This window comes from Rhodococcus sp. USK10, from assembly GCF_019378875.1.
GTDB lineage: Bacteria > Actinomycetota > Actinomycetes > Mycobacteriales > Mycobacteriaceae > Rhodococcus_F > Rhodococcus_F pseudokoreensis.
On record NZ_CP076047.1, the window covers coordinates 864,768 to 886,322 of the forward strand.

Sequence of the window (21,555 nt, forward strand, 5' to 3'; positions counted from 1 at the left end):
ATTACAAAGTAACGCTGTTACAGACAGTCCCACACCGAGCCCGGGTCGTCAACCCTCCTTCTGTCCACCGTTTCGCGCGGACCGCGCCCCTTCCGCCGGCCCTTTCCATCCGGTCACGGCACCTGGCAGCGTTCGCGTGGTCCGGCGAACCAAGTGTTCGATACCGAGGAGGGATTGCGCATCGTCGTTGACGAACAGATGGTGCTGTCCGATCGACCACTGGCAGCGAAGAGATCCGAACTGAGACCAGTAGTTTTCCCATTCGCCGAGCTTGACGTGATCGCGGGCGAGACCACGGTCGATCAGACGCTGCTTGACCGCGTCGGCCGACGCGGTCACGTGAACGACAACAATGTGGGTTTCGGGCCACGCGGCCGCGTCGATCGCCCGTTGGAGGTAGTCAGGATCGGACAGGTACGCCACGAAAGGCGCATCCAGCACTACCGGGTGGCCCAGATCCAGATTGCGGCCGGCGACCGCGAAGAGCGTGTCGTATTCGAGCGGCATCAATCGACTCACATAGGTGTCATTGGATTCACGGTCGGTTGCCTCGTGGCCGAGTACGCCCAATGCCAGCTCGACGAAGGGTCCGGAAATGGTGTCCTTGTCGAGGTACGCCGCCCCGGTGATCGAGCTGATTCGTCGCGCCACGGTAGATTTCCCCGAACCGGCCCCTCCCAAAGTGATGTAGGCGACGGGAGTTTCCGCGTGATGCGAGGTCATGCGCGGGCACGGTCGATGGCATCGACAAATTCTCGAGCTGCAGCCGTCACCCGTGCCATGTCGCCGTCGGGGCGTCCAGCTTTGGTGATCGCGCTTCCGACCCCGACAGCGGTCACTCCAGCATCGAACCAGTCGGACACGTTGGCCGTGGTGACACCGCCGGCGGGTACCAACGGGATGTGGGCGAGGGGTGCCAGTACGGACTTGGCATAGGGAACGCCGCCTGCCTCGGTCGGAAACAGTTTGACCATGTCGGCTCCGGCCTCGGCCGAGTCGAGGATCTCGGTCGGCGTGTAGGCACCGCTGATGGTTGCGATCTGATAGCGATTGGCGACACGGATCATCTCGGGGCTCAAGTTGGGACTGACCAGGAACCGCGCACCCGCCTGAATGCTGGCCCACGCCGCGTGACCGTCGAGCACGGTTCCGGCGCCGAAGATGACGTCGTCGTGCGCGAACTTCTCAGCGAGCCGCTCGATCACCGACAGGGCACCTGGAATGGACAGTGTGATCTCCAGGGCTCGGATTCCGCCTCGTACTGCTGCCGATGCCACTTCAAACGCTTCGTCTGCAGTGTCGAGCCGGACGATGAGCACATTTCCGGAGTTTCGGATGATTTGCAAGGAGTCAAATTTCTGATGCACGGCCCCTAGTGAATACATTTTTCTCGGCTGTGGCAACCCACCTTCCCGATCGTTGACACTGAGGCAAACCCTGTGGCAGGCTCGCTGCAACCGATCTCAGCAACCGATCTCATCGTGGCTCGAAACCGGCCCGCAACAACAGCAAGGAGTCGATGACTGTGGACCCGAATATCTGGGACCGCGATTCGTCCGATGCCCACCCTGGCAGTTCAATCGCGGCAGGTAGCGATCGCCGAGCCGGCACTGTCGTCCTGGGAGCCTCCCACTGGCACGTGCCCCTGTACCGCGACGCCATCGGCCGACGTCATCGCGTCCTGTCGGTCCAAGACGACAATGTGGCCACGGCAGAAGAGCTGGCACAGGTTTGGGGTGCCCCGTCCACCGCATCGGTCGATTCAGCGCTCGACCGCGACGGGATAGACCTTGCTTACGTCTTCAGCCCGCATCACGAGATGGCGGCGGTGACCGGCAAGCTCATCGACCGCGGCATTGCGTTTGTCGTCGAGAAACCCGCCGGCGTCGACCTGACGCAGGTCACTGCGCTCGCAGATGCTGCGCGCCGCGCCGGTGTACCCGCCACCGTGGCGCTCGTGCAGAGGAACGCACCGGTCGAGACGTGGCTGCGCCAAGTGGGCGACATCGTCTACGAACGACTCTCATTCATCGCGGGCCCGCCCGGTCGATACAGGGAGAACGGGAATCCCTGGATGCTCGACCCGCTGCGATCCGGAGGCGGATGCCTCACGAATCTGGGACCGCATTTCGTGGACCTCGCACTTCGGCACATCGGCAACGACGTCGACGTCTCGGTGCAGTTATCGCGGACATTGCACCACGACACCGTCGAAGACCACGCGACGTTGGTTCTGTCCAATGAAGGTCGTGAATCGATAGTCGAGGTGGGGTACGCGTTTCCCGGTTCACCGCTCAAGCGCTATTGCAGCTTCTCGGCAGCGGGAACGAACGGCTTCGCATCGATCGACACCAACGGCTCAGCTCGATTCACCGATGCAACAGGGAACACAATCGAGGCGATACTCGACGTGGACAGCGATCCGTTGTACGAAAAATTCGTGGACAACGTTGCCGACTCGCTCGACACGAAATTCCACGGTTTGCCCACTCTCGACGAATTCGTGCGGTCAATGGCCATCATCTGGTCAAAGACGCCACAACCTCGGAGCAGAAATGAATAACCCCAGCATCGACGACGTCGCAGACGCCGCAGGCGTTCACCGCTCCACGGTCTCGAGGGCGTTCTCGAGACCGGAAGCGGTACGCGCCGAAACGCGTGAGCACGTGCTGCGTATTGCAGCCGATCTCGGGTACTCGATGAGCCCGGTCGCTCGCGCGTTACGCAGCAAATCGAGCAGTCTCGTGCCGCTCATCGTTCCCGACATCACCAACCCGTTCTTTTCCGAACTGGCGCGGACCACCGCCGCAGCCGCCGAAACCCGCGGCTACCACGTAATTTTGTGCATCACCAACGGAGACAGTGATCAAACGGCGGGATATCTCTCTGCGATGCATGCAATGTACTCACCCTTCGGGGTCATTGCACCGTCGACGAAAGTCGACCTCGGTGCACTTACGCGATACGGCGTCGCAAACCGCATCGTCGTGCTCGATCGCGTCGAAGACGACCCCGCCATCCCCACCGTTACCGTCGACAGCGGGGAAGGTATCGAATTAGCACTCGAACATCTGATGACCCTCGGCCACCGCTCCATCGCGTATGCACCGGGAATCGTAGGCACCTACACCGCGCAGGACAGGTGGGACGCCTACCGGCGAACTGCCCTGGCTCACGGCCTCTCGCCCACCATCCTTCAGCCGGAACCGGGGCACGAGGTGAGCGCGGGCATCGTCGACCAATGGTTGCAGCACGACTCGCGGCCTACAGCCATCATTGCCTCCAACGATCTCATCGCTTTCGCGTTGATCTCCGAACTGGGATCTCGCGGAGTCGCCGTGCCTCGAGATGTATCGATCATCGGATTCGACGGCCTCGACTTCGGCGCCCGATTCAACCCCCGCCTGACCAGCGTGCGTCAACCCATAGCCGATATGGGCCGGATCGCTATCGAACTCGGAGAAAAACTCATCTCCGGAGCGGAGAGCGCACATGTCGTGCTCCGGCCAACTCTGCTCGTCCGATCTTCGACACAGGAGCCCTCTCGATGACTCAATCCAGCACACCCCGGCGCAGCCCGGTGCCCGGCCTGAAATGGGTCGATCACGTTGCGTTCACGGTGCCCGACTTGGACGATGCCACTCGGCTCTTCATCGACCTCTTCGGCGCCGAGGAACTCTACCGGTCCACCCGGGGACCGGACGCATCCTTCATGCCCGAACACTTCGGAGTGCCCGAGGACGCACATCTGGAACTACGGATGCTCCGGTTGCCACCGAATCTCAACATCGAACTGTTTCAGTGGTGGAGCACGGACCGCACACCGACGTTTCCGCGGATGAGTGACGCGGGTGGCCATCACCTGTGCTTCGTAGTCGACGACGTCGACGACGTCGTCGACGCACTGAAGCGGCACTCGAACCTTCGGATACTCGGGTCACGTAAAGAGGTCAACGGTGACAGCCCCGTCGCAGGAAACCGCTGGATCTACGCACAGACCACGTGGGGACTGGTACTCGAATTCGTCGACAGGTCACGCGTCGTCGACCCCCCGCGCATGGTCGGACCACACGACTGGCGAATCACCGAAGCCCCAATGATTTCGGAGGACCCCACATGAGGATCGCAGGCCACACCCTCGGTACACCACACCACTCGGTGCCGGAGGCCCTGAAGCTGTTCGCACGCGCGGGCCTCGACGCCGCAGAAGTGATCTACCAGGACGGCTACACCAGCGGGCTTGGCATCGGTGACGGAACCGCGGCCGCAGAAGCGGCGAAGGCCGCAGACGGCGAGGGTATCCCGATCATCGGATTAACCCCGTACACCACCGCCATCAATGCTGTCGACGACAAGACCCGCCGCGAGGCTGTGGACGAGCTTCGATCGGCGATCGACACAGCGCACTTCCTCGGCGCGACACGGATACGTATTTACGCGGGTTCGTGGCAACCCGGCGCCGAGGGGCACGAACACCATTGGGCGCAACTGGTGCGTTCTTTGCGTGAGCTCGCAGTACCGGCAGCCGACGCAGGGGTTCTTCTGTGCGCCGAGAACCACTTCGGCACGATGACGCAGAGCGCGCGCGACACAGCGGCGTTGGTACGGCAAGTGGATTCAGCTGCCGTACGCGTCCTCTACGACCAGGCCAACCTGACGTTCTCGCACGACGAGGATCTCGACCAAGCGTTCGCGATTCAGGGTGATCTGATCGGACACGTCCACGTGAAAGATCTGGTGTTCGTCGATCCGGATGCTCCGTTCGTGTCGTCCGAGACTGCGAGGGTGCATGCCGACGAACGATCGGTGCGCTCACGGGTCGTCGGAGATGGGACCGTTCCGTGGGGACGGATCGTCGAACACCTGCACAGCTGCGGCTACGACGCCACCCTGTCGCTCGAGTACGAATACCGCTGGCATCCACAGGATCTCGACGAACCGGAAATTGGTTTCCGGCGCGGAGCCGAGCACCTGCGTGCATTGCTCGCGCAGAGCGGTTTTCAGGACCGGACTACCGGGGCCGCTTTGTGACGCCACTCAGAGTCGGCGTGGTCGGCGCCGGCAACATTGCCTCCATTGCGCAGCTTCCGACACTGGTCCAGCGCGACGATGTGGAACTGCGAGCTCTCGTATCGCGGCGTGAGGACCCGAGCGCGCTGCAACGCCGGTGGGGGTTCACCCGTGTTCACCGAACGGTCCGGGACATGGTGAGCCACGAAGACCTCGACGCGATATTCGTCCTCACCCCTCGGAGCGAACACGTCGAGGCTGTTGAACTAGCACTCGACGCCGGCGTCGACGTCTTCTGCGAGAAGCCACTGGCCACTGCGACATCGGACGCGATCCGGCTCGCCGACCTCGCGCAGCGACACAACCGAGTCCTGATGGTCGGGTTCAACCGCAGGTTCGCTCCCACCTACGTAGCCGCGCGGGAGGTATTCGGCGAAACCGGTGCAACGTTTTGTCTCGCCCAGAAGAACCGGGCCGGATCCGAGTATCGAGCGACCTTCGAAAACGCTATTCACATGGTCGATCTACTACGTTGGTTCTGCGGAGGTGACGTGGTCGATGTGACCGCGACATCGGCGGGAACAGACAAGTGGGAAGAAGACGGCAGCGCTGCTCTCATCCGCTTCTCCACCGGGAACACCGGCGTCCTCGTCGCCGCCCGTACCGCAGGCGCGTGGGGAGAAAAGCTCGACGCCCATGGACAGATGAAATCCGCCGAGGTGATCGCGCCTGACTCCGTCATGGTCACCGACAATGGTGTGCGCACCGTCCGAACGATGAGCCCCGAAAAATTCGGGTGGGCCACAGCGACGGACACTTTCGGCTTCGCCGCTGCCGTACATCATTTCCTGGATTGTGTTCGGGACCGACGAGAGCCGCTCACGTCCGGACGGGAGGCGGTCAGGACGCAGCAATTACTCGACCACATTCTCGCCAGTGCCGGGCTTCCCACCGAAGAACAGGCAGGACGCACATGGACGAGCAAGGCAGTTCAATGAGCACCCGATCAGAGAAGGAGAACAAGGTGGCCGAGCAAATAGTACTGGTAACCGGTTCGAGTGGAGGTATTGGCGCTGCTATCGTCGATGCTCTCGTCGAACGTGGCGATGTGGTCATCGGGGCCGACCGAGTCGGGCGAGAAGGTCAGGACCTGGCCTCGTTCATAGATCTCGATATTACCGATGAAAGCCACACCAGAGATGCGGTGCGTACGGTGATCGATCGTCACGGCCGTCTGGATGCGCTGGTCCACACCGCCGGGGTACTCGGCGAAACAGTCGATCCCCTCTCGACGACCACCGCCGAGTTCGAGCGAATCATGCAGATCAACGCGTCAGGTACCTTCACCATCGCGCGTGAAGTTGCAAACGCGATGCTCGCAGCTGGAACCGCTGGAACGCTTGTGCTGTTCTCCTCCGTCGCGGCGAAGGAAGCGCGAGTGGACTATCTACCTTACAACGCCAGCAAGATCGCTGTCCTGCACGTCATGTGGTCCTTCGCCAAGATCCTCGGCCCGAACGGCATCTCGGTCAACGCTGTCAGCCCAGGACCGGTGAACACCGAAATGTGGTCGCAATTCGCCGAGCAATCCGGCTCGGCTCAAGCTGCCCGTGATGCCCGTGCACGTCAGTTGCCGATGCAGCGATTCGCAGAGCCGGACGAGGTAGCACGAACTGTTGCCTTTCTGACGGCTGTGGAGAATCGATACTTGACCGGGCTGTCCATCGACGTCGCGGGAGGCGCGCACCTCGGTATGGGAACCTGACGGGCCGTGCGGTCCGCAACACCGAGTAAGAGGTACGTGATCGCCTACGACACGTGCCGCGGGCCGATGGCGCCGGTGACTCCCGTGACTCCCGTGACTCCGCTCGGATGCCGATGGTAGAGACATGCCGCGATTGCGTCGATGTCGTTCGCAACCCCGCTGGCGCATCAGGAGGGGACATCCTCCTGAATTTCGTCTCGCCCCCCGATCCGGACTGCCGCCAAAACGCCATCCCGGCGCCGAGTCGGGATTGACCGTTACTTCACAGACTCACCAGGAGATACTTCGCTCGTGTCGATCACAGACGACATCCACGTTCTCACGCAGCTCGCTCATCCCGCCGACTGGACCGAACTGGACACCAAGGCCATCGATACCGCCCGTGTCCTGGCCGCGGACGCAGTCGAGAAGGTCGGCAACGGCCACCCCGGGACGGCGATGAGCCTGGCCCCGTTGGCGTACGCGCTGTTCCAGCGGGTCATGCGGCACGATCCGTCGGATCCGGGCTGGGGGGGACGGGACCGCTTCGTGCCCTCGTGCGGGCATTCCAGCCTCACGCTCTACATTCAGCTGTATCTCGGGTACGGCCTCGAACTCGACGATCTGAAGGCGCTGCGCACCTGGGGATCCAAGACGCCCGGTCACCCCGAAGTTGGGCACACCCGCGGTGTGGAGATCACTACCGGCCCGTTGGGTCAGGGCCTGGCGGCGGCGGTCGGCATGGCGATGGCGGCCCGCCGCGAACGCGGGCTGTTCGACCCGGAGCCCGCCGCGGGTGAGAGTCCGTTCGACCACCACATCTTCGTCATCGCCTCGGACGGCGACATCGAGGAAGGTGTCACCTCGGAGGCGTCGTCGATCGCAGGCGTGCAGCAGCTGGGCAATCTGATCGTCTTCTACGACGACAACAAGATCTCCATCGAACACGACACCGCCATCGCATTCGGTGAGGACGTCGCCGCCCGCTACCAGGCGTACGGGTGGCACGTGCAAGTCGTTGACGGCGGCGAGAACGTGACCGGGATCCTGGCAGCCGCCGAGGCCGCGAAGGCGGTCACCGACCGGCCGTCGATCATTTTGCTGCGCACCATCATCGGCTACCCGGCACCGACGAAGATGAACACCGGCGGCGTGCACGGCTCCGCCCTGGGCGCCGACGAGGTCGCCGCCGTGAAAACCGCGCTCGGTTTCGACCCGGACACGCACTTCGACGTCGATACGGCCGTCCTGGCCCACGCCCGCCAGGTCGTCGACCGCGGCACCGACACCCGTCAGCAGTGGCAGCAGGCCATGGACACGTGGGCTGAGCGGGAGCCGGAACGTTTCACCCTGTTCTCGCGCCTGAAGGACCGCACGCTTCCCGCCGACTCACGATGCCCGAGAAGACTCTCGACGCCGTCGCCGATCACGGTGAGGTCGCCGGCGACACCGTCCCCGGCACCGCCGCCACATCGCAGAAGGTGTTCGACCAGTTGACCGCCGTCGGCATCGATCTCACAGACGTGTTCACGGTCCTCGAGGACGAGGGCGTCACCAAGTTCGAGGTGTCCTGGAACGAACTCCTCGACGCCACCGCCGAACAACTCCGCACCGCCAACTCGGCCCACTGAAACTGCCCCGCCGGCGACTGCAGCAGCGTCGCCGGCGGGTGCTTCCAACCCATACTGCCAATACAGCGACCAACCGAAATCGTCTACCCCACCACTACGGAGGACTCGATGACTGCCTCGACTGCCGCCATCGCCCAAAACCACATCGGACAGTTCGTCCGCCGGAGCAACAATTACGGATTCCGGACCGGCCAATGGGCGCAAATTGTGATGACCATTCGGTCGGGAGGCCGCGACTGCTGGCTGGTGATCTATTACGACGGCGAAACTGACGTGATTCCGGTCGACAACCCCGAAGACCGATACACCTTCCACACCGAAGCCGTTGATTGGCGATCGTAATGGCCCACTGATCGCCGGACCCGAATTCCTTTTTGGACTGATCGATAGGAATCCGCAAGTCTCGATCACGCGGCCCGAGGGTCCGAGAGGGTCAGGCGCACCCGCTGCTGTGCGGTGGTGATGCCGAGGGCGTTGGCCTCCTCGCGGGTGGAGGGGGTCGAGGACATAGGTGAACCGTTCGGCGATGTTGTTGCAGGCCAGGCGGGCGTTGGCCTTGTCGATCTGCGCCAGCACAGACGGCAGGTTGCTCATCGGCAGGTTGTACATCACGGCTCCCCATTCCCCGCGGTCTCACTTTCTCAGAAAGTGTTTTGAAAGTGTCACGCCGCGCGGGTCGACTGCCAGGGGCGTCGTCCGCGTGCGGGGGCCAGTCGTCGGGTCATCAACCCGATCATTGCCCATTTGATCATCGCCTCCGAGTGCGCCGGGAGACGTTCGTAGTCGTGGTCAAGTCGACGGCAACGCACGATCCACGCCAGGGTCCGTTCGATCAGCCAACGGTGTGGCAGCACACTGAATCCGACCTGCCCCTTGGGTTTCCGCACGATATCGAGCGTCATCCGGCAACGCTCCGCGACCCACGCGACGAGACGTCCGGCGTAGCCGCCGTCCGCCCACACCAACACCATCGACGGCATCACTGTCTTCGCCCGGGACAACGCCAGGCGCCCGCCGTCGCGGTCTTGCACGCTTGCCGCGGTCACCAGCACGACCACCAACAGGCCCAGCGAGTCCGTGACCACGTGTCGCTTCCTGCCGTTGACCCGTTTCCCGCCGTCCCATCCGCGGGTGTCCGTGCCGACCGTGTCGGCGCCCTTGACCGCCTGCGCGTCGACCATCCCCGCCGACACCATCGGATCCCGCCCGCTGCGGTCACGGAGCTTCGCCCGCAGTGCGTCGTGGATGCGGTCGGTCACCCCGGACTCGTTCCATCGCTGGAAGTACCGGAAAACGGTCTGCCAGGGCGGGAAGTCGTGCGGGAGCTGCCGCCACGAGCAACCGGTGCGGTTGACGTAGAGGATCGCCTCCACGATCCGCCGTCGATCGTGGATCGCCGGGCGACCGCCCGGCAGCGCCGTGGGCACCACCGGTGCGATCAACTCCCATTGGGCGTCGGTCAGATCGGACGGATACGGCGTCGGCTTGCGACGTTTCCTGCGAGCAACCACAAACCCATCATGCCGCCACCGGCCGGTCCGCCGCGCCCGAATCGAACACTTTCAAAACACTCTCTCAGGTCGAGGTAGAAGGCGCGCACCGTCATCAAATGGTCGGCGGCGTTGATCCGCGGCTCGGTGCACGCGGTGAGCTGTCCGTCGATCGTCCGACGGACCGTTTTGGTCGCGATGCGCTGCTTCCAGGCGGTCGCGACCTCGGCGGGCAGGCGCAGCGACGCGATGCCGAGGTGGTGGATCTCCAGGTCCCGCCAGAATAGACGGCCCAGGGTGTAGGAGAGCTTGTGCAAGCTGGCGTAGTCCAGGGCCGGCTGGCGTTCACGCAGGTAGTCCACCAGCAGATCACGCACCGGCGCGCAGTCGATGCCGTAGCGGTCGATCAGCTGCTCGCAGCTGAGCTGGCCCTGCGTCCTCAGGCCCCTCGCCGTCGGCGCGCCATCGCCGAGCACACCGGCGGCGCGCAGCAGCTGGTAGAAGTACGGGCTGCCGGCCGCCGCTCCGGCCTGCTGGTCCTCGGCGACCCGCAGCAGCTCGAGACAGTCGCCGACGGTGATGTCGCCGACCCGCCCTCCCTTGGCGGCAAGGATGGCCGCGATCCGCCGCATCGCGAGCTGAGCGGTGTGCGTGTTGACGCCCGCGCCTCGGCACAGGACGGCCAGTTTCTCGAACCCGGCCGCGTCGCGGCTGCGGGCGAACTCGGCGGCCAGATCCCTGGGGGTGCTCGGTGTCATCAGCCAACCCAGGCTCGGACGGATCACGTCGCCGCAGACCAGCAGTGACATGCCCCGGGCCACCGCGAGCCGGCCGTGTTCGGTGTCCGCCCGGGACCGGTCGGTGGCGGGCAGCCGCCGCCAGGCCATGTTGCCCTCGGCGTCGGCGCCCGAGGCGAGCCACCGGTCCTGCCAGCTGTCGCCGGGCTGGTGCTCGAGCCAGTCGAGCACCCGGATCAGACCGCGACGCCGCCCGGGCTTCAGGCCCGCCGAGACCGTGGTGAACGGCTCGGTCAGCAGCCGAGCCACGATCAGCTGCCGGGGTTGCACGGTTTCCGGCCAGCTCTCCGGCAGCGGGCGGGGCGGGAACCGGCGCAGCGCCGCCAGCACACTCGACGACCCCGCCTCGGTCCGGGCTTCGGGCCGGGCTCCCTGATACAGCCCTGCCTGCGAGACTTCGCCCACCTGCGCGGCGGCGCTCACCGGTCCGGTCCCCCGAACAGCACCCGCAGTGATTCGGGGCGGTAGCTCAGCCGCTCGCCGCTGCCGTCCGGTGGCGCCGTGGGCCCGGCCGCACGCCGGTCGTGGTGGGCCAGTACCTCGGCGATCATGTCCTCGACCGGGGCATTGGTGTAAAGCTGGGTGGTGGACAGGTGTGCGTGTCCAAGGACCCACTGCACGTCGGTCAGCGTCATCTGTGGGTCGCGGGCCATCCGATAGGCTGCCGTGTGCCGAAGATCGTGCAGCGTCCAGTTCGATCCCAACGACTCGTTGGCGCGGGTGAACATCGCCCGAGCCGCATGATAGTTCAACGCGCGCAACGGCTTCCGTAAAGTCCACCACAACGGCTGATCCCGACCGGCCGGCACCAGACCGGTCAGCTGCACCTGATACAGCCGCAGCCACACGAACGCGTCCGACGAGGCGGGCAACTGCTGCAACGCCCGGCTGCCCTTCCGGATCACAGTGATCAGCTGTTGCCCCGGGTCGACGTCGGCGACCGTGGCCCCCAACAGCTCCGAGGCCCGAGCCCCGGTCGAGACCCAGAACGCCACCAGCGCCCGATCCCGATGCGACCCCAGCCGGGCGAACAGCTCGTCAAATATCTCGTCCGGGATCTGGCGCGGCACCCGCGAGGGCACCCTCGGTCGAAACCGGCCACGACGTTCGGCCGTGAACACCTCCATCGGGTTGTGATGCGCATTCGCCCGCCCGGCCCGGCGGTGCCGTGCCAGCGGGAACGGATTGACCATCGGCCCACTGCTTGCCTCGAGATGGAACTCGTAGAAACCGCGCAACACCGTCTCGCAGTGCGCCACGGTCGCCGCCGCGTACCTGTCGCCAGGCGCGGGCTTGCCGGTCACCGGGTTCGGGACCGGCATCCGTCCCCGCGCGGCCGACGCCGACAGCCCAGCGTCGCCTCGACTCCGTGACGACACACCGGATGGCTTATAGACCAATTGAATCCAGCAGAAGAAATCGCGGGCCTCGACCGCAGTCGCGCGCTCCCACCCGATCTCGATCGCCCACACAAACCGGAACCAGCGCAACAGGTCCAGGCCGTAGGACCGCAGCGTGCTCTCCGAGCGACCGCACGCCTGCAGTTCCCGCAGGAATGCGCCGACCGGTCCGACGACGCCGCCACCGGGGTCAAGGAGCCGATACGGCTCGAACACCTCGCCAGTGGCCACGACCGACCCCAGCCGCGGCACAATCAACGACTCCAGATCCCGCGGCATACCCGTTTCTCCAGTCACGAGGCCGAACCGTAACCACACACCCTGGGATCAGTCCGCCGAACACGGAAAACACCCTCCGTAGTTCAGTCAACTGGGCATCCTCGAGCAGTTTCTCGACCCGTTGCTGCTCGCGGGTGCGGTCCAGTACCAGGGCGCGGCGGTAGCGGGTGAGGTCGCGTAGCCGGCGGATCTCGGGCGGCTGCACCAGCGACGGCCGGCACATGCCACGTTCGGCCACCTTCGCCAGCCAGACCGCGTCGGCCCGATCTTCTCCGAACTAACAAATGATCTTGCAATCTGAGGGTGGGTCGGCGGGTTCGGCGAGGTCAGGGATGGTTCTGGTGGCTGGGTGGGGTCGTGATGGTGCGGCCGGCGGCGTCGGTGAAGCTGGGGATGCCCAACGTGACGGCGCTGTGGCGGCGGGCGGCGATCTGGTCCATCTCGGCGAGCTTGGCGACGGCGCCGGCGAGGCTGACCTTCAGGCCCTCGGCCTCGCCGAACCAGCGGCGGGATTCGGCCTCGGCGATGCGGGCGAGGAGGTTGTCACGGATCTGCTCGAGGCGGGGCCTGGCGGCGGGGTCCGGGCGCAGGAGTGGACAGCGCAGGCAGCTGTGTTCGTGGATGCAGGGGGTGTCGTAGGAGCGGCCGCAGTCGCCGACGGCGACCTTGCGTCGTTCGAAGTGGCCGACGAACTGCGCCCATTCGTCATCGGTCGGGGTGCGGTATTCCTCGCTGGGGCGCAGCGCGCGGCGGCGGGCGATGAACGCTCGATGACCGTTGATCACCTCTTCGGGGTAGACGGTCTTGTATCCCATGGTGGTGTTGATGTCGCGGTGTCCGGCGACGAGTTGGGCGATGTGCGGCGGCATCCCGTGTGTGATCGCGTCGGTGATGAACAGTCGGCGGAAGTCGTGGAAGGTGTAGCGCAGCGGGCGGTCACTGGCGTCTTTGACGCCGATCGCGGTCAGCGCATGGTCGAGGTATTGACGTAGCGCCCTCTCCGACACCGCACGGTTCTCGAGTCGTCGGCGCCATTGGAACAGCAGCGGCATGGGTGGGTTGTAGACGCGTTCGTTCTTGTCGTAGGAGACCACCAGCGGCACGTGTGGCTGGTCGAGGCGGATCCTGGCGATGATCGCGGACAGCACGTCGGCGAGGTCGGGTGAGATCACCAGAAGCCTCTCGGTGTCGGTCTTCGACGGGGTGATCTGCAGCAACGGAATCAGCTCACCGGTGGCCGGCAGCCGGTATTGGATCAGGCTGTGGTGGGACAGTTCGGTCAGTTCTTCAATTCGAATTCCGTTGTGGCGCATTACTTCCACCACGGCCCAGGTCCAGAACCCGCGGTGTTCTTCGAAACTGAGGTCGCGGCGTGGTCCGCTGTCGGGGTCTTCGGCCCAGATTCGCCCGGTGGTTTCGGTCTTCATCTGCGCCCGGCGCAGGGTCACCCCGGCGGCGGTGAACAACTCACCGGGCTCGGCGCGTTCGGCGACGGCGAGCAGCTCGGCGGTGCCGGCGCGTTCGGCCGCCACCCAGGAGACCAGCGCCGGCAGCACCGGGAGCCGTTCGCGGGTGCGGGCGTCCATGCGGGACTTGCGCCTCGACCGGTCCTTCTTGTGGGAGACGTCGCTGGCGCTGATCGGGCAGCGCACCGCCCATGGTCCCCACCGGGCCGGGTCCTCGTCGGCCCACTCGGCGATGTCGAGGTAGAAGGCGCGCACGGCGGTGAGCACGCTGCGGCCGTCCAGTCGCGGCGAGGCGACGGCGACCCGGTCACCGTCGGGGGTGGTGCTGGTGCGGGTGCGGGTGAGCACGCGTTGCTTCCAGGCCGCGGCGACGTCGCGAGGCAGCGTGAGCGAGTCGATGCCCGGGTGGTGGGCCTGCAGATCGGCCCAGAACAGTTTGCCGAGCAGGTAGGCCAGGCGTTGCAGCGAGGAGAAGTCCACCGACGGCTGACGTTCGCGCAGGTAGTCGACCAGCACGTCCCGCACCGGCTGGCAGGCGATCCGGTAGCGGTCGATCAGCTGCTCACAGCTCGGCTGCCCGCGGCCGGAGAACATCTCGATCGCGGCGGGCGCATCTTCGCTCAGGACACCGTGTGTGCGCAGCAGCTGGTAGAACAGCGGGCTGTGGGCGTGGGCCTCGGAGGTGGCGCGCATGCGGGCGGCGACCTCGAGAAGCTCGACGCAGTCGCCGACGCGCACCGCGTCGATCTGGCCGCCCTTGGCGGCCAGGATGACCGCGATCCGGGTCAGTGCCTGCTGTCCGCTCTGCAATCCGACCCGGCCATCCGTGCACGACTGGGCGAGTGCGGCGAAGGCATCCGGGTCCCGGGTGCGGGCCATTTCGGCGGCGAGGTTGCGGCGCGCCGGCGCGAAGCGCAGCAGCCACTGCTGGCTGGGCCGGATCACATCGGCGCAGATCAGCACCAGCAGCCCGGGGCTCAGGTGCGGCAGCGGCTTCGCGCGATCGACGTCGGGCGTGACCAGCTCCCGCCAGTCCGGCTGGTCTTCCGCGCCGCTGGCCCGCCACCGCTGCTGCCAGCTGTCCCCGGACCGGGTCTGCAGCCAGCTCAGCACCGCCAGGATCCCCAGTCGCCGGGTCTGCTGACTGTTCGGGTTGTCCAATGCCCACGGCGCGGACAGGACCCGGCCGAGTACCTCGGCTCGGCTCGCCTCGGTTGCCGGCCACGACGCGGTGACGGGCCGGGGCGGGAACGACGCGAGCAGTTGCGCCCCGGTCGGATTCGCCGGGCCGGTCGCCGCAGGCGCGGTATCGGTGGCTCCGGTCAACAGCACCTGGGAGTCGGCGTTGGTCACGACTCGTCCTTGCCGAACAGGATCTGCAGACTCTCGGCGCGGTATTCTGCCGCCGGCGGCGCGGCCGGGTCGCCATCGCGTGTCGGGCATGGAAGGCCAGCAGGCCGGCGATCACGTCCTCGGTCACCGAAATGGTGACGTCAGATATCACAATTGTCCGAATGCCCCCTCCTGTCGGCTATGGATTCAGCGCGTCCGCACCCTTGCGGCCCCCACCCGGACGGCGGACCCGACCCGTCGGCGCCGGCTGCTCGCCGGCCTCCAACTCGAACCATCGAGGACGGACGTGAAGGGCCGCGCCCCAGTTGAGCGAGATCTCGACTCGTATACGGGGGAGTTAGACCTCGCCCGCATGGATTCGATTCGACGCCAACATCCCTCAGAGTGCATCTGAAACTCGGGTACGGGTTACGACGCCCGGGCGAGCCGGCGCGACGTGGTCGCGATCATGGCGATGTAGACCATCGTTTCGTGATGATCGGGCCGCGTGCAACGCGACGGTTGGGGGTGACTCCGAAACAGCATGTTCCTGCACCTCGAGCGTCGGTGTGGGACACGGTCAAACACGCACCACCGCACGGTGATGCGGGTAGCCGTGACACACGTACATCTCCGACACACGCCACACCAGTGGCAGACAGTATGAGATCTACGTAGACGCTATCCGCGCGGTCGTACCGCCCACAGCCAGCTCGAGGACGTCACCGACATCCTTGACGGGATCGAAGACGAGGCCGACCAGCTGCTCGCCGACTTGTTCGCCATTCTCGACGACGGGTGCACCGAGCTGCAGCGGTTGCCCGCCGAAAGATGATTGCCGGAATGCTGGTAACCGCGCATATTCGATTCGGCACTATTAGTCGGGTTGTCTTGTGGTGGTGTATCGGGCGTATGGAGTTGCGGCTGCGGTGGCGTGTCTGTGGGTGGCGGAGTGGCTGTAGCCGAGCAGTTCGGCGACGACTGGGGGTGGCGCGTCGCTGACGAGGTCGCGGAGCGCAGCATTGCGTGCCCCGATCAGGCTTATGCCGTGGGATCGCAGCCGGTCACTCAGAGTCGTGGGGTGGAGGTGTTGGCCGGTGCGGTAGCTGGGGAAGAGCCACGGGCTTTGGCCGTGGTTGCCGGTCCGCAGGTTCGGTCGGTTCGCGAGGTGTTCTTTCAGCAGCGCGGCAAACGGATTCGGCACCGGTGCGGGTTCTTTTCCCAGCGTGAGCATGAGCTCGCCCGCGGAGTCGGTGACGTCGGTGGTGCGTAGCGCGGCGACTTTGACGAGGGGCTGAGCGTAGAGAAGGACCAGGATGCCCGCGATGCGGTAGGGGAGTGTTGTGCTGTTACCGGTCAGGAGTTCGCGGAGCCAGTCGAGGCGTTGGTCCTGGGTGAGGAGCGGGACGGTTCTCGCCCGATAGTGTTCGACCACGATGTCCTGGCAGAGCCGGCTCTTGCCGGCCCAGACGATGAAGCCGCGGATGATGTGTCGGGTGGTGGGGCCGTTAGCGAGCCAGCTGTCGACGTCGGCCTGGCTGCAGGTGGTGATTGCGCGGTGGTGGGTGTCGTGCAGCCAGGTGAGAAACTTGATGGCTTCGGTGATCCCTTGTTTGGAGTGAAGAACGGAGCCTCGGGTCGGGCGCCCGGAGCGCGCTCGGTCGCGGATCCGGCTCAAATGGTGCCATCGGGCGAATTGGCGACGGACGTCGTCTGTGGTGATCTGTTCGAGCTTGGTGTCGAGCCATCGTTCGAAGAGCGCGAGCGATGGGTCACGATGCGGGAGAAGTCCGTGGTGGACGAGCAGGCTCCGTAGATGTTCGGTGCGGTTGTTCGCCGGTTCGGTATCCAGGCCTGCGTGGCTGAGCGAGATATGGCCGGCGGCGAGTCTTCCGAGGAGTGTCCGCACTTGGGCCGAGCGCAACCACGTATGGATGCTCTCGGCTCGGTCCGCGGTGCAGAGTGCCTCGATGAGCTGGTGCATCGACTGTCGGTCGGATGCGTCGTCGAGCAGGAGGCTGGTCAGGTCGTCCCTGAGGGCGCATCGGGCGCAGATGTCTTTGCGGTAGTGCTCGGCCTCGGTGCCGCAGCGCGCGCAATGAAAGTCGGCGGGAATGCCGGCGCAGGTGACGCAAATCGGGTGGCTGCTGTGGCCGGATCGTCCGGGGAGCAGCCGGTCAATTCCGCAGTGGGGGCAGGTACCTCGGGTGCGCAGGGCGTGGTGGTAACAGATGCCGCAGATCAAGCCCTCGGGCCAGCGGGTCTGGGCTCGCGTGGCCCGGCGCCCGCATCGATCACAGGGGACCTCGCCGATGGTGCGGGGCCGGCCGCGGGTGGCGGTACCTGGCCTGACGTCAATTGTCATCGGCGATCACGCGTGCCCTCTTGGGGCGGATCGACTTGTTCAGATCCGTCACGTTGGTCGGGTCGGCGGCCGTCTTCTTGCGGCGTGCGTCGGCGGCGGTAGTGGTGATGAGATCCTCAGGGCCGCAGGCGAAGATGTCACACAGGGCGGACACCATCTTCAAGGACACGCGCTCGGGCCGTTGGGTCACCAGCCGGTATACCTGGGAGGCGGACAGGTCGATGCCGCGCTCACGCAGGTGTGGGGTCAGATCGGTGCTGTTGTGCCAGCCGCGACTGGCCATGAGCTCCGCCAGCCGCCAGGTGTAGTCCACGTCGCGCGTCATGATCTCTCACTTTCCTTACCCCCGAGAGCGTTGTTGAGTGTCGAATCGAGCGCGCGCCGCAGCGTGCGAGTGCGGTAGTCGCTCGACACGCAGGTGTAGAGGGCAGTGGTCGAGGCATGCTCGTGGCCCACCTGTTGCTGCACGAACAGCGCGTCCATGCCGGCTTCGATCAGGTGGGTGACGTAGGAGCGTCGCAGCGAGTGGAAATCGAGGCCCGGGGCGAGGTTCAGGTCCTCGCAGTAGCGGCGAAACCGGCGTAGCAGCGCGGTTTCGGACGCGAGGGTGCCCCGCTCGCTGACGAACAGGTCCAGGCCGGCGCCCAGGTGCGGGTGGCCGCGTTCGAGCCACTCGGCGACAATTTCTGCCGACCAGTCGAAGACGGTCAGCACGCTGCGGCGTTTCGGGGGCGATCCGCGCATCGCCTTGCCGAACCGCACGTGGAGTACCCCGTACTTGCCGAACTCACCGGCATGAGGGTTGCGCACGAAGTCCACCGTCTGCAGGTGCCGGACTTCGTTGCGGCGCAGGCCCCATCCATAGGCAACTTTGAACATCACCGAGTCTCGGAACGCGGGCAGCCACCCTTTGCGGTCGACGCCGCGATGCGGGTGACCTCGTCGTCCGCGCGATCGAACAAGTCCTGTAACTCACGGCGGGTGAACGCCCGCTTTCCCGGATCGGACTCCGCGTCCTGAACATGACGGGCGGTGTTCCACTCGAAGCACACCTGCGCCGGGTGGGTGCCGAAGAACTTCTCACACAACCTATCCCAGCCATATTCTGGGGTGCTCACGTAGGAACAGAAGGCCCGCAGTGCGTCCTGGTAGTTGCGGATCGTGGACTGCTTCGCCCGCCGCTCCGAGTGCAGATCCCCGAAGAACTCGTCGACATGTGCCGGAGTCCAGCACCACGGATACTCGTTGGTGTACTCGAAGAAGCGTCGAACCAGCCGCTCCCGCTGCTCGATCGTCGAGTGCTGGAGATTGCGGCTGAGCTGCTGATTTCGCCATCCGGTCAGCATCTCCGCTAGCACCTGATCCTCGGGATGCAGGTACGAAATCGTGGGAAGCTCGAGCACCCGACCAACGTTGTCCACCGCCACGGAGCACCTCCGAATGCTGCGAGCATCTGATGCCCGAATCATGCAACAAATGCAAGAACGTGGCAAGCATGCAGGCCATCGACACGCCGATCCATCGTCTAACGGTCTCACTCGGGCGCACTTATGAGCGATTAGCTGCGGGTCGTCCGGTGCGCTGGTATGTATATGGCCAGGTCAACGCCCAGATCTCGCAAACAGATGGCGTCACTGATGGCGATGGCCGATCGAAGGACAATCATGCATCAGATGCAATAATGCCGACATTAGCTGCGATAACTGAAATTATCGTGCCCGAGTGCGCACAAATCGTGAGTGACACGGAGACCGAGGCCTTCAGCGTCCAAAGAACTATGTCTGTCGTGTCGTTCTTCGCCATTGATGGAGAATGCGATACCGGTCGTCTCGGAATCGTCTCCAGGTACCAGTTCGCACCTTGTCAGCCGAGGGGCGCGTGAGGTACCTGCCGGTGATTCCGCTGTTCACCCGCAACAGCGTTTGTGACTTCATCGAGCAGCACGTAACCCCCGAAGCCGATTCCAGTCAGCGTGAGCATTGCTGCATAAAGCTTGTCGAGCATGGGACTGCGTCTCCTTGATTTCGGTTTGGACGACCTGAACTTGCCGAGAACGGGCACTACGCTTCGCATCGTTCTTGCGAGCCATGACGGGTGTAGTGATGTCGTCCCTATGACGGGACCGAGAGTTGGCGGTCAGGAGGCGATCAGGCCGCCATCAATGACATGCTCCATACCGGAGATGTATGACGAGTCGTCGCAGGCGAGGAACAGAACCAGTTTCGACACCTCGTCGGGTTCGGCCAGGCGGCGGATCGGGACCGAGTCCGCGATGCCGCCGCCCGTCTCGTCGGTGGCAGCCTCCATCATCGGAGTCTTGATGTACCCCGGGTGGACCGAGTTGACCCGGATATTGTCGGGGCCGAATTGCACGGCCACCTGCTTCGTCATACCGCGGGAGGCGAACTTGCTGCCCACGTAGGCAAGGCTTGGCGCACCGACGATCGACACCATCCCTGCTGTCGACGAGATGTTGACGATGGTGCCGCCTCCTGCCTTCTTCATCGAGGGGATGACCGTCTTCATGCCGTAGAACTGCGAATGCTGATTGACAGCAATGACTTTGAGGTAGTCATCCTCGCTGATCTCGACGACATCCTTGATCGGCCCGAGGATTCCCGCATTGTTGACCAGCACTGTGACGGGCCCGAAGGCTTCCTCGGTCTGGCGGACGACGTCGCCCCATGCGCTGAGTGACGCGACGTCGTGCTTGAGGAACAGTGCGTTGGCGCCGAGCTCGTCGGCAAGCTTCTTGCCTTCAACTTCGTTGACATCGGTCAGCGCGACCATCGCGCCCTCCTCGATGAACTTTCTGGCGTGCGCAGCACCCATGCCCTGTGCTGCTCCGGTGATGATGGCAACCTTGCCGTCCAATTTTCCCATGATCGTCGTACTCCTTGATGCGGAAGCTCGTCGCCACCCGGGCACGCCAGAGGCGGCTTTCTCGGAGGCGATCTTGTTGGCCCGCTCACATTAGTGGGATTGAGTACCACAATGCAATGGTCCGGCGGAACCTCTCGCGTGCAGGTGGTTACAGTGTGGGGATGCAGACGCCGCCCCGCCGGAGCCCAGGAAGACCGTTCGCGGCCACTCGGGATGCAGTCGAGCGCGCAGCTCTCACCCTGATGCTGCGCGATGGCTATGAACAGGTCAGCGTCGATGACATCGCACGAGAGGCGAGAATTGGCAGGACGACGTTCTTTCGCTACTTCAAGTCGAAGCCCGGTGTCGTGTGGTCGGCGTTCGACGACACAATCTCATGGCTGGCCGAAAGTCTCACCGAAAAGCATGAGTATCCAGGCGTCCTTGATGCCGTTCGCGAAAGTATCGTCTTCTCCACCCGCTCGGCGATATACAACAGCGACGTGTGGCTGGAGCGTTTCAGACTGCTCGACAGCAGCGCCGAACTCCGTGCAGACGCCTACGACCATTGGGAACGATGGGCCTCCACGGTCGCGACCTTCGTGGCTACTCGCACGGGACTTTCTCCGCAGGATGCCATCCCCATGGCAATCGCCGGCGCGGCCCGGGGCATGTTCCTCTCCGAACTCCGCAATTGGCTCAACACGGACGACGATCGCGAAGACATCCTCGACCGACTCGACCACAACTTGAGAACAGTTTTCACCGCACTGAGTGGCCTGCTGGCTGAGTCCTGATGTGGTGTGGCTCAGTCGACTGATACGCAGACCCTGAGCCCGGCGTTACGTTGCACGACAGATCACCAGCTTTTACGGGAAGTCGCGGCCGCACGATCTGCGGGGCGGCAGGACTGTTCTCCGCTGGGTGCGGTTCCGCGGCCACAAAGCGCGCGACGTCCGGGCGCCGAACCCCTTTCGGATGGCTCTGGTGGTCTGCAGGTACGAGTCCCCGTAGGTGGGAACCGAGTTGTGGTGTGACATCCACAGCCGACACGTTCTTCGAGATGCGCTCGTCGCGCTGGACGGGCGGCTGAAGTCAGTCGGAGCTACCTCGATGCGTCATGCAACGAGTGCGGCGTGAATTCGTTGTTCAACCCCGTAGTGCAACATGAAGGGAAAC

The 21,555-nt window shown here is 64.7% G+C and carries 19 protein-coding genes and 5 pseudogenes; 12 read left to right on the top strand and 12 right to left on the bottom strand.

The features are described from left to right. Nucleotides 1–48: 48 nt before the first annotated feature. On the bottom strand, nt 49–723 hold the full coding sequence (locus I1A62_RS04540) for an AAA family ATPase (RefSeq protein ID WP_219454410.1): 675 nt from the start codon (nt 721–723) through the stop codon (nt 49–51). After that, nucleotides 720–1,367, bottom strand: coding sequence for a bifunctional 4-hydroxy-2-oxoglutarate aldolase/2-dehydro-3-deoxy-phosphogluconate aldolase (locus I1A62_RS04545; RefSeq protein WP_219455092.1), 648 nt, complete (start codon nt 1,365–1,367; stop codon nt 720–722). Before I1A62_RS04545 ends, I1A62_RS04540 begins: the two co-directional genes overlap by 4 nt. A gap of 152 nt (nt 1,368–1,519) precedes the next feature. On the opposite strand from I1A62_RS04545, the gene I1A62_RS04550 reads away from it, so the two are divergent. The 9 genes and pseudogenes from I1A62_RS04550 (at nt 1,520) to I1A62_RS04590 (ending at nt 8,727) form a co-directional block, all read left to right on the top strand. Continuing rightward, complete coding sequence (locus I1A62_RS04550; protein ID WP_219454412.1) at nt 1,520–2,563, top strand: Gfo/Idh/MocA family protein; 1,044 nt, start codon at nt 1,520–1,522, stop codon at nt 2,561–2,563. Continuing rightward, a complete protein-coding gene (locus tag I1A62_RS04555) occupies nt 2,556–3,551 on the top strand; it encodes a LacI family DNA-binding transcriptional regulator (RefSeq protein ID WP_219455094.1) in 996 nt (331 codons plus the stop codon). Before I1A62_RS04550 ends, I1A62_RS04555 begins: the two co-directional genes overlap by 8 nt. Then, on the top strand, nt 3,548–4,120 hold the full coding sequence (locus I1A62_RS04560) for a VOC family protein (RefSeq protein WP_219454414.1): 573 nt from the start codon (nt 3,548–3,550) through the stop codon (nt 4,118–4,120). Before I1A62_RS04555 ends, I1A62_RS04560 begins: the two co-directional genes overlap by 4 nt. Next, nucleotides 4,117–5,031 carry a sugar phosphate isomerase/epimerase gene (locus I1A62_RS04565; protein ID WP_219454416.1) on the top strand — a complete coding sequence of 305 codons (915 nt, stop codon included), beginning with the start codon at nt 4,117–4,119 and terminating at the stop codon, nt 5,029–5,031. The genes I1A62_RS04560 and I1A62_RS04565 overlap by 4 nt, the downstream gene beginning before the upstream one ends. Before the next feature lie 17 nt (nt 5,032–5,048). After that, on the top strand, nt 5,049–6,008 hold the full coding sequence (locus I1A62_RS04570; protein ID WP_257890440.1) for a Gfo/Idh/MocA family protein: 960 nt from the start codon (nt 5,049–5,051) through the stop codon (nt 6,006–6,008). Next, nucleotides 5,984–6,775, top strand: a complete 792-nt coding sequence (locus tag I1A62_RS04575) for an SDR family NAD(P)-dependent oxidoreductase (RefSeq protein WP_257890441.1) — start codon at nt 5,984–5,986, stop codon at nt 6,773–6,775. Before I1A62_RS04570 ends, I1A62_RS04575 begins: the two co-directional genes overlap by 25 nt. A gap of 291 nt (nt 6,776–7,066) precedes the next feature. Beyond that, a pseudogene (locus I1A62_RS04580) lies at nt 7,067–8,140 on the top strand (transketolase); the annotation flags it as partial. A 5-nt stretch (nt 8,141–8,145) separates the two neighbouring features. Then, nucleotides 8,146–8,385: pseudogene (locus tag I1A62_RS04585) on the top strand (transaldolase family protein); the annotation flags it as partial. 108 nt (nt 8,386–8,493) lie between these two features. After that, nucleotides 8,494–8,727 carry a hypothetical protein gene (locus I1A62_RS04590; protein WP_219454420.1) on the top strand — a complete coding sequence of 78 codons (234 nt, stop codon included), beginning with the start codon at nt 8,494–8,496 and terminating at the stop codon, nt 8,725–8,727. Between the two features lie 320 nt (nt 8,728–9,047). On the opposite strand, the gene I1A62_RS04600 is transcribed toward I1A62_RS04590, so the two are convergent. The 5 genes and pseudogenes from I1A62_RS04600 to I1A62_RS04620 all read right to left on the bottom strand — a co-directional run bounded on the left by I1A62_RS04600 (nt 9,048) and on the right by I1A62_RS04620 (nt 15,170). Beyond that, nucleotides 9,048–9,896: an IS5 family transposase gene (locus I1A62_RS04600; protein ID WP_257890442.1), complete on the bottom strand. Its 849-nt coding sequence runs from the start codon at nt 9,894–9,896 to the stop codon at nt 9,048–9,050. Then, a complete protein-coding gene (locus I1A62_RS04605; RefSeq protein WP_219454422.1) occupies nt 9,845–11,095 on the bottom strand; it encodes a hypothetical protein in 1,251 nt (416 codons plus the stop codon). The genes I1A62_RS04600 and I1A62_RS04605 overlap by 52 nt, the downstream gene beginning before the upstream one ends. Beyond that, nucleotides 11,092–12,369, bottom strand: a complete 1,278-nt coding sequence (locus I1A62_RS04610) for a tyrosine-type recombinase/integrase (protein WP_374710677.1) — start codon at nt 12,367–12,369, stop codon at nt 11,092–11,094. The genes I1A62_RS04605 and I1A62_RS04610 overlap by 4 nt, the downstream gene beginning before the upstream one ends. A gap of 70 nt (nt 12,370–12,439) precedes the next feature. Continuing rightward, a pseudogene (locus I1A62_RS04615) lies at nt 12,440–12,619 on the bottom strand (transposase); the annotation flags it as partial. A 58-nt stretch (nt 12,620–12,677) separates the two neighbouring features. Next, nucleotides 12,678–15,170 carry a site-specific integrase gene (locus I1A62_RS04620; RefSeq protein WP_257890443.1) on the bottom strand — a complete coding sequence of 831 codons (2,493 nt, stop codon included), beginning with the start codon at nt 15,168–15,170 and terminating at the stop codon, nt 12,678–12,680. A gap of 411 nt (nt 15,171–15,581) precedes the next feature. On the opposite strand from I1A62_RS04620, the pseudogene I1A62_RS45920 reads away from it, so the two are divergent. Beyond that, nucleotides 15,582–15,827, top strand: a pseudogene (locus I1A62_RS45920) (transposase); the annotation flags it as partial. Between the two features lie 199 nt (nt 15,828–16,026). On the opposite strand, the gene I1A62_RS04625 reads toward I1A62_RS45920, so the two are convergent. The 3 genes and pseudogenes from I1A62_RS04625 to I1A62_RS04635 form a co-directional block, all read right to left on the bottom strand. Next, nucleotides 16,027–17,514, bottom strand: coding sequence for a recombinase XerD (locus I1A62_RS04625; RefSeq protein ID WP_257890444.1), 1,488 nt, complete (start codon nt 17,512–17,514; stop codon nt 16,027–16,029). Next, complete coding sequence (locus I1A62_RS04630; RefSeq protein ID WP_219454423.1) at nt 17,504–17,839, bottom strand: helix-turn-helix transcriptional regulator; 336 nt, start codon at nt 17,837–17,839, stop codon at nt 17,504–17,506. Before I1A62_RS04630 ends, I1A62_RS04625 begins: the two co-directional genes overlap by 11 nt. Continuing rightward, a pseudogene (locus I1A62_RS04635) lies at nt 17,836–18,941 on the bottom strand (tyrosine-type recombinase/integrase). Before I1A62_RS04635 ends, I1A62_RS04630 begins: the two are co-directional and overlap by 4 nt. Before the next feature lie 68 nt (nt 18,942–19,009). Here I1A62_RS04635 and I1A62_RS04640 point away from each other — a divergent pair. Further along, nucleotides 19,010–19,396, top strand: a complete 387-nt coding sequence (locus I1A62_RS04640; protein ID WP_219454425.1) for a hypothetical protein — start codon at nt 19,010–19,012, stop codon at nt 19,394–19,396. Here the strand turns inward: I1A62_RS04640 and I1A62_RS04645 are convergent. Together I1A62_RS04645 and I1A62_RS04650 are read right to left on the bottom strand one after the other, a co-directional pair. Continuing rightward, nucleotides 19,378–19,518: a hypothetical protein gene (locus tag I1A62_RS04645; RefSeq protein WP_219454427.1), complete on the bottom strand. Its 141-nt coding sequence runs from the start codon at nt 19,516–19,518 to the stop codon at nt 19,378–19,380. The genes I1A62_RS04640 and I1A62_RS04645 overlap by 19 nt on opposite strands. Before the next feature lie 132 nt (nt 19,519–19,650). Then, nucleotides 19,651–20,397 carry a glucose 1-dehydrogenase gene (locus tag I1A62_RS04650; protein ID WP_219454428.1) on the bottom strand — a complete coding sequence of 249 codons (747 nt, stop codon included), beginning with the start codon at nt 20,395–20,397 and terminating at the stop codon, nt 19,651–19,653. Between the two features lie 161 nt (nt 20,398–20,558). Here I1A62_RS04650 and I1A62_RS04655 point away from each other — a divergent pair, with 161 nt between their 5' ends. After that, nucleotides 20,559–21,173, top strand: coding sequence for a TetR family transcriptional regulator (locus tag I1A62_RS04655; RefSeq protein WP_219454430.1), 615 nt, complete (start codon nt 20,559–20,561; stop codon nt 21,171–21,173). Nucleotides 21,174–21,555 lie beyond the last annotated feature (382 nt).